General features: G+C 31.3%; 15 protein-coding genes. 9 read left to right on the top strand and 6 right to left on the bottom strand.

Going from position 1 to position 16,423, the window contains the following annotated elements:
* Positions 1–86: 86 nt before the first annotated feature.
* The 3 genes from dnaN to B2217_RS11755 are packed head-to-tail and all read left to right on the top strand — an operon-like array spanning position 87 to position 4,119.
* The gene (gene dnaN, locus B2217_RS11765) at positions 87–1,205 is read left to right on the top strand and encodes a DNA polymerase III subunit beta (RefSeq protein ID WP_038337242.1); all 1,119 of its coding nucleotides are present in this window, start codon (positions 87–89) and stop codon (positions 1,203–1,205) included.
* A 36-nt stretch (positions 1,206–1,241) separates the two neighbouring features.
* Positions 1,242–3,671: a phenylalanine--tRNA ligase subunit beta gene (pheT, locus tag B2217_RS11760; protein ID WP_291122642.1), complete on the top strand. Its 2,430-nt coding sequence runs from the start codon at positions 1,242–1,244 to the stop codon at positions 3,669–3,671.
* Positions 3,672–3,684: 13 nt separating this feature from the next.
* On the top strand, positions 3,685–4,119 hold the full coding sequence (locus B2217_RS11755; RefSeq protein ID WP_291122640.1) for an META domain-containing protein: 435 nt from the start codon (positions 3,685–3,687) through the stop codon (positions 4,117–4,119).
* 67 nt (positions 4,120–4,186) lie between these two features.
* Here the strand turns inward: B2217_RS11755 and B2217_RS11750 are convergent, their stop codons facing one another.
* From B2217_RS11750 to B2217_RS11730, 5 genes are all read right to left on the bottom strand, one after another.
* A complete protein-coding gene (locus B2217_RS11750) occupies positions 4,187–5,572 on the bottom strand; it encodes an ATP-binding protein (protein ID WP_291122638.1) in 1,386 nt (461 codons plus the stop codon).
* Between the two features lie 139 nt (positions 5,573–5,711).
* Positions 5,712–7,010, bottom strand: coding sequence for a cation:proton antiporter (locus tag B2217_RS11745; protein WP_291122636.1), 1,299 nt, complete (start codon positions 7,008–7,010; stop codon positions 5,712–5,714).
* Positions 7,011–7,102: 92 nt separating this feature from the next.
* Positions 7,103–7,945: an OmpA/MotB family protein gene (locus tag B2217_RS11740; protein ID WP_291122634.1), complete on the bottom strand. Its 843-nt coding sequence runs from the start codon at positions 7,943–7,945 to the stop codon at positions 7,103–7,105.
* 148 nt (positions 7,946–8,093) lie between these two features.
* Entirely contained in the window at positions 8,094–8,549 is a 456-nt protein-coding gene (gene lysM / locus B2217_RS11735; protein ID WP_291122633.1) for a peptidoglycan-binding protein LysM, read from the bottom strand.
* A 63-nt stretch (positions 8,550–8,612) separates the two neighbouring features.
* A complete protein-coding gene (locus B2217_RS11730; RefSeq protein ID WP_180905965.1) occupies positions 8,613–9,449 on the bottom strand; it encodes a hypothetical protein in 837 nt (278 codons plus the stop codon).
* 125 nt (positions 9,450–9,574) lie between these two features.
* Here B2217_RS11730 and B2217_RS11725 point away from each other — a divergent pair, with 125 nt between their 5' ends.
* Positions 9,575–10,615 carry an asparaginase gene (locus B2217_RS11725; protein ID WP_180905964.1) on the top strand — a complete coding sequence of 347 codons (1,041 nt, stop codon included), beginning with the start codon at positions 9,575–9,577 and terminating at the stop codon, positions 10,613–10,615.
* Between the two features lie 62 nt (positions 10,616–10,677).
* Here B2217_RS11725 and mdtD read toward each other — a convergent pair whose 3' ends face one another.
* Positions 10,678–12,081 (bottom strand): multidrug transporter subunit MdtD, encoded by a 1,404-nt coding sequence (gene mdtD / locus B2217_RS11720; RefSeq protein WP_038336841.1) that lies wholly within the window; start codon positions 12,079–12,081, stop codon positions 10,678–10,680.
* Positions 12,082–12,154: 73 nt separating this feature from the next.
* On the opposite strand from mdtD, the gene B2217_RS11715 reads away from it, so the two are divergent.
* From B2217_RS11715 to B2217_RS11695, 5 genes are all read left to right on the top strand, one after another.
* On the top strand, positions 12,155–12,811 hold the full coding sequence (locus tag B2217_RS11715; protein WP_180905963.1) for a TatD family hydrolase: 657 nt from the start codon (positions 12,155–12,157) through the stop codon (positions 12,809–12,811).
* A gap of 15 nt (positions 12,812–12,826) precedes the next feature.
* On the top strand, positions 12,827–13,549 hold the full coding sequence (locus tag B2217_RS11710; protein WP_038336843.1) for a tRNA threonylcarbamoyladenosine dehydratase: 723 nt from the start codon (positions 12,827–12,829) through the stop codon (positions 13,547–13,549).
* Between the two features lie 60 nt (positions 13,550–13,609).
* Positions 13,610–14,317, top strand: coding sequence for a hypothetical protein (locus tag B2217_RS11705; RefSeq protein WP_038336844.1), 708 nt, complete (start codon positions 13,610–13,612; stop codon positions 14,315–14,317).
* 96 nt (positions 14,318–14,413) lie between these two features.
* Positions 14,414–15,034 carry a hypothetical protein gene (locus B2217_RS11700; RefSeq protein ID WP_038336845.1) on the top strand — a complete coding sequence of 207 codons (621 nt, stop codon included), beginning with the start codon at positions 14,414–14,416 and terminating at the stop codon, positions 15,032–15,034.
* 236 nt (positions 15,035–15,270) lie between these two features.
* Positions 15,271–16,305 (top strand): DUF3667 domain-containing protein, encoded by a 1,035-nt coding sequence (locus B2217_RS11695; RefSeq protein WP_180905962.1) that lies wholly within the window; start codon positions 15,271–15,273, stop codon positions 16,303–16,305.
* Positions 16,306–16,423 lie beyond the last annotated feature (118 nt).

Below are 16,423 nucleotides of genomic sequence, written 5' to 3'. Positions count from 1 at the left end.
TCTATATAATATTTAATGTATAGGTTTGAGTTTTTTACTTGATTATTTATTACATTTGTTAGATATTTTAAGGAAATATTCTTCATATGAAATTTATTGTATCGAGCAACACGTTATTAAAAAATGTTAACTTAATCGGAGGGGTTATTAACTCTAATAATACTTTACCAATCCTTGATAATTTTTTATTCGAATTGGATGGTAGCCAATTAACTATCACTGGTTCTGATTTAGAAACAACAATTTCAACAACTTTAGAAGTTGAGTCTAATGATAATGGAAAAATTGCAATTCCATCAAAAATCTTAACTGACACGTTGAAAACTTTCCCTGCGCAACCGCTTACTTTTATCCAAAAAGAAGGAAATACGTTGGAAATTGTTTCAGAACAAGGAAATTATCAGTTAGCATTCGAAGACGCAAACGAATATCCTCAAACGCCAGATATCGAAGACGCAAGCTCTACAACACTTAGTGCAAGCATTTTATCAGAAGCAATTATCAAAACTATTTTTGCGACAGGAAACGACGAATTACGTCCAATTATGACAGGAGTCTTCTTCCAAGCAAATGCAGATATTTTCCGTTTTGTTGCTACAGATGCGCATCGTTTGGTAAAATATACTCGCAATGGCTTAGACAATTTACAAGCTGCTGAATATATTATGCCGAAAAAACCACTTAACTTATTGAAAAATATTTTAGGAGGAAATAATGACGATGTAACAATCGAATATAACAATACAAATACACGTTTTTCATTCCAAAACATCGTGTTAACTTGTCGTTTGATTGATGGTAAATATCCTAATTATGAAGCGGTAATTCCAAAAGAAAATCCAAATGTATTAACGATTAACAGAAACTTATTCTTGACATCTTTGAAACGTGTGGCAATTTTCTCTAACAAAACAACAAACCAAGTTCGATTAAAATTAGTTGGAAATTCATTGACAATTTCTGCTGAAGATATCGATTTTGCAAACAAAGCAGAAGAAAGACTTCCTTGTGATTACAACGGAACTGATTTACAAATCGGTTTCAATTCTCGTTTCTTAATCGAAATGTTGAACAATTTACAATCAGAAGAAATAACATTGGAAATGTCTGAGCCAAATCGTGCAGGAATCATCAAACCAGTTGATGGACTAGAAGATGGCGAAGAAATCTTAATGTTAGTTATGCCAGTTATGTTAAACGCATAATCAAAAAGAATACATAAAATTCATTTATACAATACAATGAAAATTTCATACAATTGGCTAAAAACCTACATTGATACAGATATAACACTTGATGAAGTGTCTTCAACACTTACAAGTACGGGTCTAGAAGTAGAAGGTGTAGAGCAAGTAGGTGGAGCTAAAAATTATTTGGAAACCGTATTAGTTGGTAAAGTTCTATCAGCTATACCTCATCCGAATGCAGATAAATTAAAAGTTACTAAAATAGATTTAGGAGATGGAAAAGAAACGCAAATTGTTTGTGGAGCTCCTAATGTTGCAGCGGGTCAAAATGTACCTGTGGCAACCGTCGGAACGGTTTTACCTTCTCCTGATGGTGAATTTAAAATCAAGAAGGCAAAAATTCGTGGTGAAGAATCTTTCGGAATGATTTGTTCTGAAGTAGAATTAGGAATTGGTACAGATTATTCTGGTATTTTGGTTTTACCAGAAGATTTAAAACCTGGAACTTCTACGTTCGACCTTTTCGGAAAAAATGATGAAATTGACCACGAAATCGAAATTGGTTTAACGCCAAATCGTGCGGATGCAATGTCACATTTCGGTGTAGCGCGTGATTTACACGCTGCTCTTAAAACTCGTGATATTACGTCAACATTCAAAACATTTGATGTCTCAAATTATCCTACGACAGATTTTGGAAAAAGTCCTATTTCTATCGAGGTTAAAGATACAGAAGCAGCGCCTCGTTATGCAGGTGTTTATTTAAAAAATGTAAAAGTTGCTGAGTCGCCAGATTGGTTAAAAAATCGTTTAAAAGTTATAGGATTATCGCCAATTAATAATGTGGTTGATATTACCAATTATATTTTACACAATTTAGGTCAGCCTTTACATGCTTTTGATGCAGCTAAAATTGAAGGAAATAAAGTAATCGTTCAGAAATTAGCAGAAGGAACAAAATTCACAACTTTAGATGGCGTTGAACGTACATTAAAAGGACATGAATTGATGATTTGCAACGAGAATAATCCAATGTGTATTGCTGGAGTTTTCGGAGGAAAAGATTCTGGAGTTTCGGATGCAACGACAACTATTTTCTTAGAATCAGCATATTTCGAGCCAGTAACAATTCGTAAAGGAGCGAAAGCACATGCATTAAATACGGATGCTTCTTTCCGCTTTGAACGTGGAATTGATCCTAACATAACTATCGACGCGTTGAAGAAAGCTGCGATGATGTTAGTTGAAATTGCTGGTGCTGAAATTGCATCTAATATTGATGATATTTATGCAAATCCTATTCAAAACTTTAATGTAAAATTACGTTTACATAAAGTGGTTGAATTATTAGGAGTTGAAATTCCAGAACATAAAATCAAATCGATTTTAGAGAATTTAGAAATTAAAATTTTGTCAGAAAATGATGGAATTTTAGATTTAGAAGTTCCTGCTTATCGTGTAGATGTACAACGTGATGTGGATTTGATTGAAGATATTTTAAGAATTTATGGATACGATAATATCGAAATTCCTTCAAAATTCTCGTTTTCTTATGTTCAAAATCAAAAAGTTAGTGCAGATAAAATCGAAGATTTTATTGCGCGTCAACTGATTTCTTTCGGATTCAATGAGGCGATGAATAACTCATTAACGAAAAGAGAATACGAAGAAGTTTTCTTTTATCCAGAAGGAGAAAGTGTTGCCATGTTAAATCCTCTTTCGGCTGATTTAGCTGTTATGCGCCGCACTTTGTTGAATGGTTTATTAGAAAATGTTGCGTTTAATATCAACCGTCGTAATTCGGATGTTAAATTGTTCGAATTTGGGAAAGTTTACCGCAAAATTGATGGGATTTACGAAGAAAATAAATGTTTAGGAATCGTTCTTTCAGGAAACTTTAATAGCGAATCGTGGACAGGAAATTTACGTAAAGCTTCATTTGCTGATTTGAAAGGTTTGATTAAACAAATTTTTGTTCGATTAGATATTCAAATTACAGATGAGTTACCTGCAAAAGATGATAATTTCTTAGATGGAATTGAGTTTATTTCTGGTCAAAAACCATTAGGAAAACTAGGAATCATCAGCAAAAAATTAGCGAAAAAATTAGGCGTTAATCAAGATGTTTTCTTTGCTCAATTAAATTGGGATGCAATGGTTGCTTTAGCAAACAAACACGATTTGAAATACAAAGAAATCTCTAAATTCCCAGGTTCTCGTAGAGATTTAGCTTTATTGCTTGACTCTTCTGTGAAATATGAAGAGTTGTACAAAGCTACAAAAGAAGTGAAAACGAATTTATTGAAAGCTGTGAATTTATTTGACGTTTACGAAGGAGATAAATTGCCAGCTGGTAAAAAATCGTATGCTTTAAGTTTTATGATTCAAGACGAAAATAAAACATTAAGTGATCAAGAAATTGATGGTTTAATGAATAAATTAATCAAATTGTATCAAGAAAAATTCAACGCTGAGTTGAGATAAAATATTCCGAAAAATGAAAAAGATTGTAACTTTATTTTCAGCAACTATTTTGATGAGTTTTATAGCAACTTCTTGTTCTACAAGTGCAACTACTGCTAAAATTAAACCTAAATCGGAAGTTTCGATTTCAAATCAAAATTGGTATTTGATCAACGATAACAACGTAGTAAAAGGTTTGTACGATAAAGACGTAATGTTGGTTATTGACGAAGCGAATTCGACTGTAAGTGGTTTTGCGGGTTGCAACAATTTCAATGCTTCTTTTACAAAAGTTAGCGGCGTAACCAGCTTCGTTAATTTCTCTGAAACTAAAATGGCTTGTCCTAATTTGCAAGAAGAAAAAGCATTTTTATCGATGTTGAAAAGTGTAAATCGTTACGAAGTTTCTGGAAAAGAATTACATCTTTACAAAGGAAATATCTTATTATTGACATTTAAAACTTTGTAAGTTTTAATCAATTATAAAATCAAAAAGCGCTCTAAGAGCGCTTTTTTGTGGTTTATATTATTTTATTTTAAACTTCTTTAGTTTCTTCAACTGCTTGTTGAGCTGTAGGAGAAATTGCTTCATCACTTTGCTTGAAACCAATTTTAGTAATCGGAATTTCTTTTGATGATAAATAAAACTCTAAATCAGCATTTAATTCGATCAGACGATGCGGAAAATCTTGACCAACATTTTGCTTGGCTTCTGTTAAGAAAATTGCGCAATGTTTTAAATAATCAGGCGTTAATTTCGATTTTGCTTCTTGAAATGCAGAAAACAATACCTTTTCTGTCATCACAATATTTTTCGTTTCATCTTTTCTGTATAATGCATATAAACGTTTTTTAAGCGATTGTGTAAAATCAATCATCATTGTATTTGAGAAAATTTTCATTTCAGCCGCATAAGGCGTCCAGAAATCTTTGTTCAACGCATTTTGATTTTTCAAAATTGATAATAACGGAGAATCTTGCGCCAAATTCGTAGTCATGTGATGTAGAAGTAATTGTTTGCGCTCGTCAAAAGTTGGAGGAAAAATCGGAATATGTAAATCAAAACGACCAGGTGCAACGATTTCATCATTCAAATTTGCTAAAGATTCAACAGCTCCAACAATCAAAAGTTCTTTCGTATCATTTTTCTGAATATGTCTAAGAACGGAATAAAACGAATCGACCATTTCGGGATAAATGGTATTTACAGAAGTAGAATGTAATATTTCGTCGAACGAATCAATAAACAATAATGTTTTAGGTTGATTCATCTTTTTTGAAAGAAAATCGGAGAATTTATTCTTTTTGTTATCAAAATTCCCAACTAAATAATCATTGAAAATATGTACAAATTCGTAACCAATCATATCCGCTATTTTCTTTGCCCAATATATTTTCCCACTACCTGGAGGTCCATACAAAATCAAGCCAGCAGGTTTTGAGATTCCCCAACTTTCTCCTTGATCTTTGCTGATAAATGGATCTAACATATCAGTCATATAAAAATACAAATCAGTATAACCAACTAAACTTTTACCAGAAAAATCTTCGCATTGCGGAAATGCTTTTTCTATAAACGGATATTTTCCCCCAATGTAAGAATGAATCAAATAACTTGACACTCCCGTTTTCATCTGCTTTGCAACCTCGGCAGGAATTCCATTTGTCACAAAAAAATGAAGTACTTCTTCTTCTTTCGCTCCAATTGTTTTAGCGATTTCTTCTATTGTTTTTTCTTTGGAATAATCTTCGGCATATCTTTTTAAGAAATCTTTATTCTCTTCCGAAAATGTTATAAATTGTTGTGTTACATTAAAATTTTCGTCAATACAAAAACTCAAATCAATATTAAAATCATTGATAAAATTCTGTAAACTTCCTAAAGATATTTCGAGTTGATTAGATAAATCCTTTAATTTCATTCTGTTGGCTTGTTCTAATTTCTATTAAAAATAAAGATTAATTCGTGAACTAAACCATTTTAAGTTCTAAACTTCTGTTAAAGGAGCAAGCGCATCTATAGATGCGCTTGCTCCTTTTAATTGTATATTTTAAAATTATTTACAATTTAGATGAATTAAGATAATCTTCCATTTCTTCTTTATTTGCTTCATCAGATTCGTCTTTTAGAACACGATGAGCCACTTTACCTACAGTTAAACCTTGAATAACGATTGAAAATAAAACAACGATGTATGTAAACTCTAATAACAAATCTTTCCATTCCGAATTTGGCATCGAAAGAACTAATGCAATTGAAACTCCTCCACGAATTCCTCCCCAAACCAAGACAATAAGTGAACCTTTAGAAAAAGTGTTTTTTCTTAAAATAGTACGAGCTGGAATAACAATTGATAATGTTCGAGATAATAGGACTATAAAAATTGTGGCAATTCCTAATAGAATTTGATCCATTAAATCTTCTATTAACAACAATTCGAAACCTATAAAAAGGAATAAAATGGCGTTCATTATTTCATCAATAAGCTCCCAAAATTTGTTTAAATAATCTTGAGTTGTTTTACTCATTGCGAATTTCTTTCCATAATTTCCGATTATTAAACCTGCGATAACCATAGCTAAAGGACTAGAAATATGAAGTTCTTTTGCAATCAAAAATCCTCCCATTACAATCGACAATGTAATTAAAGCTGAAACTTTATAATCATCAATTTTTTTCATCGAATTAGACGCTGTAAATCCAAGTAATAATCCAAGTAAGATTCCGCCACCAGCTTCCATCAAGAATAATTTTGAAACACTTGCAAAATCAGCATCAAAGCTTGGATTAGTTGCTATTTGTAAAACTACTGCGAACATTACAACGGCCACACCATCATTAAACAGTGACTCTCCTGTAATTTTTGTCTCAATAATTTTAGGAACTTTTGCTTGTTTCAAAATTCCTAATACAACGATTGGATCAGTTGGAGAAATTAATGTTCCGAACAATAAACAATAGATATACGGAATTTGAATACCAAAATATGGCGCAATGTAATATAAAATTACTGATATAATAAATGCTGATAATACTACTGATATTGTAGCATAAGTAGCAATTGTCCATCTCAAGTTTTTCAAATCGAGAATATTAACGTGCATTGCACCTGCAAAAAGCAGAAAATTAAGCATTGCGCCCATCAATATTTCATTAAAGTCTAAACTATTAAAGAGTTGAAACATGTCTTTTGTAGCATCAGGAAAATAGCTATCTCCCAATAAACGGATAGCGATAGATACTAACATGGCGATAATCATAATTCCAATTGTTCCAGGTAATTTTAGGAATCGAAGGTTTGCATAAGAAAATAATGCAGCAAGAACAATTAGAACCGAAAAAGAATAATATAGTTCCATTGGTATTGATTGATTAAAATTTGGAAAAAGTTACAAAAAAAGAGCCACTATAAAGTGGCTCTTTCTATATTAATTTGATTTTTTTACCAAAATTAGTTTTTTGGGGCTTGCCCAATTAAATCCATAAATTGATCTAACTTAGGTAAGATAATAATTTGTGTACGACGGTTTTTAGATTTTCCTTCCGCAGTAGCATTTGTAGTTAATGGGTTATATTCTCCACGTCCACCAGCTGTTAAACGTTTACCATCAACACCGTATTGGTTTTGTAATGCTTGTACAACAGAAGATGCACGTAAAGCAGATAAATCCCAGTTGTTACGGATGTTTGGTTTAGAAATTGGCACATTATCTGTGTTACCTTCAATCAATACATCGTAATCTTTATAATCGTTGATGATTTTCGCAATTTTACTTAAAGTTTCTCCTGCAGCAGGTGAAATTTCGTAGCTACCAGATTTGTACAACATGTTATCAGCTAACGAGATATAAACAACACCTTTTAATACTTTAACATCAACGTCTTTTGCTTCATTACTAGATAAAGAACGCGTTAAGTTGTTTGTTAAAACCATATTCAAACTATCCGATTTGCTTTTCGGGTCGATCAAATGTTTGATGTATTTGTTAGACTGATTGATTTCGTTCACTAATTCAGAAACGTTTTTAGAACCACCATTAATACAATTTTTCAATTGTTCTTGTAATTGTTTAATTTGATTTCTTTCACTCTGAACTGTGTTTTCGTACTGACCTTGGTTAGATTCAAAATTAGCTAATTTAGCTTTCGCTACAGCCAATTCTGTTTGACATCCTTGGTTCTCAGAATAAGCAGAATTGAATTTATTTTGTAATTCATCATACTTCTTCTGACTCACACAACTAAATAAAGTTGAAGCAGCGATAACCGCTACTGGTAAAATTGAAACTTTCATAATTATTTTTTTATTTCAGTTATACGAATATATGTTATTATTTTTTATTGCGAGTATATATTCTGCAAAAACCATGCTGTAAAAATATAAAACTCCTACAATCATTTGGTTGTAGGTGTTTTAACGTTAATATTTTATTTCTATTGTGTTAATCCTGAGGAATATATAAAACCTGACCTGGATAAATCTTATCTTCGTGTTTTAACATTGGTTTGTTTGCTTCGAAAATTTTTGGATACTGCATTGGATCTCCATAAACTTCTTTTGCAATTTTAGATAAAGAATCTCCACTTTTTACAGTATACATTGTCTTAGATAAATCTGGAATCTCAATTCTCAAAGGTGTTTTCAATGTTAATTGATCTTCTACTCCTTCCACTCCATCAATGTTACCTGCTGTTGCTAAAATTTTTTGTTTCTCGTTGATGTCCAACGCTTGTCCAGCTACTACAATTTTATTTCCATCAGTAGAAAAAGTTACTCCTGACAAATCAAATCCTTGTTTTGCAACTTGTTCTTGTACTTTAGCTGCTTTTTCTTCTGGTGTTTCTGCACCTCCGAAGACTTTTTCTCCGGCATTTTTGATAAACGAAAATAATCCCATAACGAGTTGATTTTAATAATATTTATTTGTTGATATTTAGTAAATATATAATTTCTCTAACAATTATCGTGCAATTGATGAATATTTCTTTTTTAAATTTTCCGTAATCGAGCGTTGTTGCTGAATTTGACTAGTTAATTGATTAATTTTTGCGTCTAAACCTTTATCGTTCTCTTCAGCAGTTTGTATTTTTCCGCTCAATGTTACTACTTGATCTTCTATAGATCGCAAAGAATTTTCTGTTTTTATCTTTTTCTTCATCAAGCCATCAGTTACTTTATCATTTGATTCTCTTTCCAATTGATTCACCACCAAATCCAATTTATCGCCCAAAGCTTGCTTTTTACTTTCTAATTTCAATAAGGTGTTATTATCTTTTAGATATGATTTGATTGAGTTTCCTTTTTTCAATTGTGCATCAGCGTTATCTTTTGTCAATCGAATCATATTTTCGTTCGCTAACCTCAACTCATTTCGTACACAACCTTGTTTCGTTTTAGTCGCTAAATCTTGCAATTGCGCATAAATTTTATCAAACTCTGCCGAATTACTATTAAACGTCATTCCATTTTGATCAGTTAATGTATTAATCACGGTCGTTTTTCCGTTTTCTTCATCAACCAAACTAATCACAGATTTATACACATCTTGCGAATTTTTGAACTTGATATTACTCGCTTCATGTCTTTTCAAAAAAGCAGAAGAACCTTCTTTGTTCGTTACCCAATTTTCCCACGATTTCACAATCAAATTCTGCGCACAATTATCCGTAGAAAAAGCAAAAGATTTCAGTTCTTGTCCGTTCATTTCGTACTCAACTTCAAACAATCCTTCATCAGATTGTGCATTAACATAAGCTGATGTTAACAAAGTTGTAATGGCTAAAAGTAATAGTTTCATCAAGTTGATAGTTTAAATTTATGTTCACAATTATTTATCCAATTTACAAAATATCGGAGTTTAAGAAAAGATGTTGTACAGATTTTTTATAATGGTTAATTTTAACCAGAAATTAATCAAACCGCATGCAAACAAAAATTTTATTAATTTACACAGGAGGAACAATTGGAATGGCGAAAGATTATGGTGACCAATCCTTGAAACCTTTCAATTTTGATAATTTGTTGAAACAAATTCCGGAATTGGGTCTGTTAGATTGTTCTTTCGATTATCATAGTTTCGATACGCCTATAGATTCGTCTGATATGAAACCTAAATATTGGATAGAAATTGCCGAAACCATTCAACAAAACTACGAAAACTATGATGGTTTTGTTGTTTTGCACGGAACAGATACAATGGCGTATACAGCTTCTGCAATGAGTTTTATGATTGATAACCTCGAGAAACCTGTCATTTTCACTGGTTCGCAATTACCAATTGGAGATTTGCGCACAGATGCGAAAGAAAACTTAATTACTTCGATTCAATTGGCTTCGTTACGTAAAAATGACAAACCAATTATCAAGGAAGTTTGTGTGTATTTTGAATATAAATTGTTTCGTGCGAATAGAACAACTAAGATTAATGCAGAAAACTTTGATGCTTTCGAGTCGCCGAATTATCCAGTAATTGGAGTTTCCGGTGTTCATCTGGAAGTGAAAGAAGATTTATTGTTAAAAAATGTTGTTACGGATAAACTTTCGATCAACAAAAATCTAAATGCTGATGTTGGTGTCTTGAAGATTTTCCCTGGAATGAATCGTTCTTTTATCGAAAGTGTTTTAAACGCTCCGAACATGAAAGCTTTTATTATTGAGGCTTTCGGAACAGGAAATATTTTTACCGATAGTTGGTTTATTGAATTGCTGGAAGAAGTAACGAATAAAGGAGTTCATCTTATCATCAACACGCAATGTGCTGGCGGAATGGTAGAACTTGGACGTTATGCTACAAGTGATGCGTTACTAAATATGGGCGCAATTTCGAGTTATGATTTGACAATGGAAGCTGCAATTACCAAAGCCATTTATTTATTAGGTCAAAACCTTTCGAAAGAAGAATTCAAAACGCAATACGAAGCAAACTTGAAAGGTGAACTTCGCCATCATTTTTACAATGATTAAATCAAAATAATATAAAACGAAAAAAATCTCTACTTGGTAGAGATTTTTTTATGTTCTAAATTTTATTTCTTCCCCGACATTGAAGCGCCATCAGATTCTCTTAATTTGAAAAAGATGTAAGTTGATAAAATAGTCATCACGCCCATCGTCAAAAATGAATAACGAAAAGCTTGTACTTCCACTCCATTTACAAATCCTGCTTGTCTAAAAACACCTAAAATTAATGCAGCTACAGAAATTCCAAATGTTAGTGATAATTGTTGTGTAACCGATAATAAACTATTCCCTTCGCTGGATGTATTTTCGTCCAAATCTGCTAAAGACAAGGTATTCATCGCCGTAAATTGAATTGAACTAAAAAATCCATTCAAAACCATTAACGGAATGATATAATAAATTGGTGATTTCGATTCTAAAAAGAAAAACATACAAATGATTAACCCTAAAGTTATTGTATTGGAAATCAACGTATTTCGATAACCAAATTTATTCACAATTGGCACAACAAACGATTTTGCAATAATGTTACTTGTTGCAGATGGAATCATAATTAATCCCGCTACAGTAGCCGAATATCCATAACCAACTTGCAATAAAAGCGGAATAAGAAAAGGTATTCCTCCAATTCCTAATCGTGTAATAAGATTTCCTATAATACCAATTCGCAAAGTTCTAATGTTAAACAAATTCAAATCGATTAAAGGATGTTGTTTATGTTTTGCATGATAAATATACAAACCAATCAAAAAGGCAGAAACTACAGTCAATGCCAATACAGTTTGCAGGCCAATCACACGAGAAGATGTCAATTCCATAATCAATGTTAAGACAGTAACTCCTCCACTAAAAAGAATCAAACCTCTGATATCAAATTTAAAAACTGGATGTTTAAAATCGGGGATCGCAAAAGTTGTCATCCAAAGTGCAATAATTCCGAATGGAATATTCACGATGAAAATCCAATGCCATGATAAAGTTTCAACCAAAATACCTCCAATTGTTGGTCCTAAAAGTGGTCCTATTAACCCTGGTATGGTGATAAAATTAATTACTTTTAATAATTCACTTTTTGGATAAGCATATAAAATTGCTAAACGTACAACAGGAACCATCATCGATCCTCCAATCGCTTGTATAACGCGTGAAATGACTAAAAAAGGTAAAGTTGTGGCAAATGCGCAAAGTGTGGATCCAAGTGTAAAAATCAGTATAGCAGATTGAAAAACTTTTTTCGTTCCGTATTTATCCGAAAGCCAACCACTCAAAGGAATTAACAAAGCGATTGTTAACGTATACGCAACAATAATCGACTGAATTTCTAAAGGCGATTTTCCTAATTCTTTTGCAATTGTAGGTAAAGATGTATTTAAAATTGTAGCGTCCAAAGCTTGCATAAAAATTGCCATCGCACCAAGCCATGGCAAAAACTTCAACATTTTTGGACTTAAAATATGATCTGAATTCATTCAAATTCCTATAGCAAATTCTATTCCTATTTTAACATTTCGAAAAATCATTGAAAAAGATTAAATTTGAACTATGTTTCTCAACGCGCATACACATCATTTATCCGATCAAACAGATGTTTTGGAACTGTATAATCAGTTTCCAAATGAGTTGAATAATGAAGCTAAATTATTTTCAATTGGGATTCATCCAGCTTACATCAAAACCTCATCAATAAAGGAAGAAATCGAAATTATTAATCAAACTATTTCGAATAAAAACTGTTTAGCAATCGGTGAAATTGGATTAGATAAATTGTGCGAAACAGATTTTGAATTACAAATCAACGTTTTTAAAAAACAGTTAGAAATTGCGATGCAATATCAACTTCCAGTCATTATACATTCGGTTCGTGCTTATCAAGAAATTTTACAGATTCGAAAACAAATGAAATTGACGATTCCGTTTATTTTTCATGGTTTCAATAAGAATGAACAGTTACTCAATCAAATTATTGCGCAAAATTGTTTTGCATCTTTTGGTAAAAATCTTCTATCAAACAAAAACTTACAAATTATATTTGCAAATCTTTCTGCGAATCAATTCTTTTTGGAGAATGATGCAAGCGAAATTTCTATTGAAGAAATTTATACTTTTGCAGCGGATTTGAGAAAAATTACAATCGAAGAATTACAACTTCAACAAGCAGAAAATTGGAAAGCAGTTTTCGGTTACGAAGTTCAATCATAATTAAAATACATTTCAATGGCAGTTTGGCAAGAAAGAGCTGAATTATTATTCAAAGAAGAAGGTTTAGAAATCCTAAAAAATTCGAACATTTTAGTTGTTGGTTTAGGTGGAGTTGGCTCTTTTGCCGCAGAATTTATCGCACGCGCAGGAGTTGGAAAAATGACAATTGTTGATGGTGATACTGTTGATATTACAAATATTAATCGACAATTACCCGCTTTACACTCAACTGTTGGAATGAACAAAGTAGACATCGTTGGCGATCGTTTAATGGACATTAATCCTGAATTAGAATTAACGCGTATCAACGAATTTTTGAGTCCAGAACGTACACACGAAATCGTCACACCAGATTTTGATTATGTGTTAGATTGCATCGATTCTGTTACACCAAAAATTAATTTGATTTTAGCTGCAAAACGCAAAAAAATTAAAGTAATCAGCAATATGGGCGCTGGAGGAAAATATTTGGCAAGCAAAGTACAAGTGCGTGATATTAGTAAAACAGATGTTTGTCCTTTGGCAAAAAATGTTAGAAAACGATTAAAAAAAGAAGGAATTAATAAAGGTGTAAAAGCTGTTTTTTCGACAGAAGTTCCTGATGAATCTTCGGTTAAATTAACGGATGGAAAAAATTATAAAAAATCGTTTTACGGAACTAATTCGTGGATGCCTGGTTTATTCGGGTTGCATGCGGCAGAAACGGTGATTCGACATTTATTAAAAAAAGATAAATAATTAAGTACTTTCTTAAAGATTTAATTAATTTAGTTGCGAATTAACAAAGAGACGAAAAAAATGAAAATCAATTACGATTATATCACATACGAGGATGTTTTGAGAGCGCGTCAATTTATGTACGAGCAAGCGTTGGAACAGAATGCGACTAATTCGTTGTTGAACACTGCGAGAGATTTATTTGGAAACAGCAATTTCGAGATGTGTATCAAAATTTGTGAAGGTTTATTGGATGCAAAAGACCCAAAACAAATGTACGATGCTAAGAAATTAATTGCTTTATCATATTATAGTTTACAAGATTTTGAGAATGCGGATAATGCATTTTTCGATATCGCTCAAAACTCTGATAATTCAGACGATTGGTTTAATGTTGTCATTTCTGCAGCTTTAAATAAAAATATCGAACGTAGTAAAGAATCTTTTGGAATTGCATTAGAAAAATACACGAAATTTGGTCATCAACGTAATATGCCTTCAGTACAATTGATGTTGCATTACATGATTACGTTAGAAACTGTAAAAGAATACGTTTTGGCTTTGGAACAATGTAGAATGTTGGTACAAGTTTACGCTAAATTGAAAAAAACAGACGAAAAATTCTTAAGTTCTCGTGGTTTAGAACAAATCGAAAACTTTTTGGAAACTGCAAAACCAGTTTTGAAAAAAGCGAAAAAGAAAGAATTAACTGAAATCAAAAAAGAATTGGTTGAAGCTTTAGATGCAAACGGCGTAGAAAAAGTAGAAGCTTTTTTCGCTGAGTTTTAAGCTAACTATTTTTACAAGAAATAAAAAAATCCACTTCTGTTGAAGTGGATTTTTTGTTTGGATAAATATTGTAAATTAGAGGAAACACTGATTTGAATGAAATACTTTTTTACTTTCATATTTTTAATCTCAACTTTTACGTTTGGTTGTAGTTGTGGAGAATTTCCATCTGTTAAAAATTCATTTGATGAATTTGATGAAATTATAATAGGAAAAGTCATTAAAATTGATACAACTCTTTATGATTATTCTTCAAATCCTGTTTTTGCTTATACATTTGAAATCGAGAAAAATTTCAAAAAAAATATAGATATTACAAATAAAAAACAAAAATATTATACAACTATTTACACACCTGCCTCATCAATGTTTGGAGGTTGCGGAAGTAACTTCGAATTAAATGAAACCTATTTAATTTATGGATTTATCACAGATTTTAGCATCTATACAAATATTTGTACAAGAACTTCTGATTTAAAATTTGTTGAACAATCTGAATTAGAAGAATTAGAAAAACTTAGTAAAGAATATCTGAAAAAAAACACTCTTAATATTCCGCCTCCTCCAAATTCAAGTAAAGAGAATTTAATCCAAAAAGAGTTTGAATTGTATAAATTATCAGCCGAAAAAAGAAATAAATATTATTGGATAGGTTTAAGTCTTTTAGGATTTTTATTGACTATTAGTATATTTTTCAATTTTAGAAAAAGAAAATAAATTTAGATTCCTCCTTTCATCGGAATGACATTTACTCAATTGTCATTTAGAACGAAGCGAAGTAGAGAATCTATCTTTAGTTTATCATAAAATGATGTGATCCTAAAACAAGTTCAGGATGACTTAGAAAGACAAAAAAGCTAATTTTCTTAATCTATATTTAATCAAATATTTCTTCGTGATTATTTCAAAATAAATAATCTTTTTATAGATTTATCATCACTAAGAATTAACACATGAGTCACGGAAAACTAAGAGAAGATCATAATTGCCAAAATTGTGGACATTACGTAGAAGAACATTATTGCACACATTGCGGACAAGAAAATGTAGAAACACGTCAACCGTTTCACTTTTTATTTACTCACTTTATCGAAGATTTTGTTCATTACGATGGAAGTTTTTGGCAAACAATCAAAAAACTATTTTTGAAACCTGGAGTTTTAACCAAAGAATATTTGAGTGGTAAACGAAATAGTTCTGTTAATCCTGTTAAAATGTACATTTTTGTCAGTTTTGTAACGTTTTTCCTTATTTCTATATTTCCTTCTCATAAAACTGAATATAATGATAGTTCCAATGAACCTATATCAATAGAAAATACTGAAAAAATTCAAAAAGCACTTAATGCTACAATAGACACTTTACAGAACAAAGGATTGACAACTGTCGAGCAAAGTGCAAAAATAAAATCTGAAGTTGAAAAAAATAAAAATGCAAACTCTTTAGAAGATTTGAACGAGGAATCTATTGAAAACTTGCAATCTAAAGTAAAAAATAACGTTCCAATATTATCTCCCTTTATTGAAAAATACCAAGAGTTGAGAAAAAGAAAGGTTTCTGATGAACAATTAGGAGAAGCTATTGTTGAGAAATCTTTGCATGTCATTCCGAAAGTTTTGTTTGTATACATGCCTTTGTTTGCTTTCTTCTTATGGATTTTTTACAACAAAAAGAAATGGTGGTATTTTGATCACGGAATTTTTACACTGCATTATTTTACGGTAATTCTTTTATCAATTTTGGTAATTTTTCTTTTGAATAAACTTTCAAATTATATTGATAGTAATGCTGTATCAGCCATAATAGCTTTAATTAATACATTGATTGTTTTATATATTATTGTTTACTTTTTCCTTGCGTTGAAAAAACTCTATAACCAAGGATTTATCATTACAACAATTAAAGGTGCTATACTTTTAGGAATTAATACGTTTATTTTCTCAATAATTGTTATTGGAATTATTGTGTATTCATTTCTTCATGTTTAATCAAGATTATTAGGCAATCACGTATGATGTGTTCCTGAAACAAGTTCAGGATGACTTAAATTGAACTCGTTTCAGCTTCGCATTAAATTTAGATTCCTTCTTTTGTCGGAATGACAAA

Origin of the sequence: Empedobacter sp. UBA7620 (genome assembly GCF_002484185.1) — a bacterium.
Classification (GTDB): Bacteria; Bacteroidota; Bacteroidia; order Flavobacteriales; family Weeksellaceae; genus Empedobacter; species Empedobacter falsenii_C.
The sequence above is the reverse complement of the archived record's forward strand: the minus strand, read 5'-3'. Positions and strand labels throughout refer to the sequence as shown.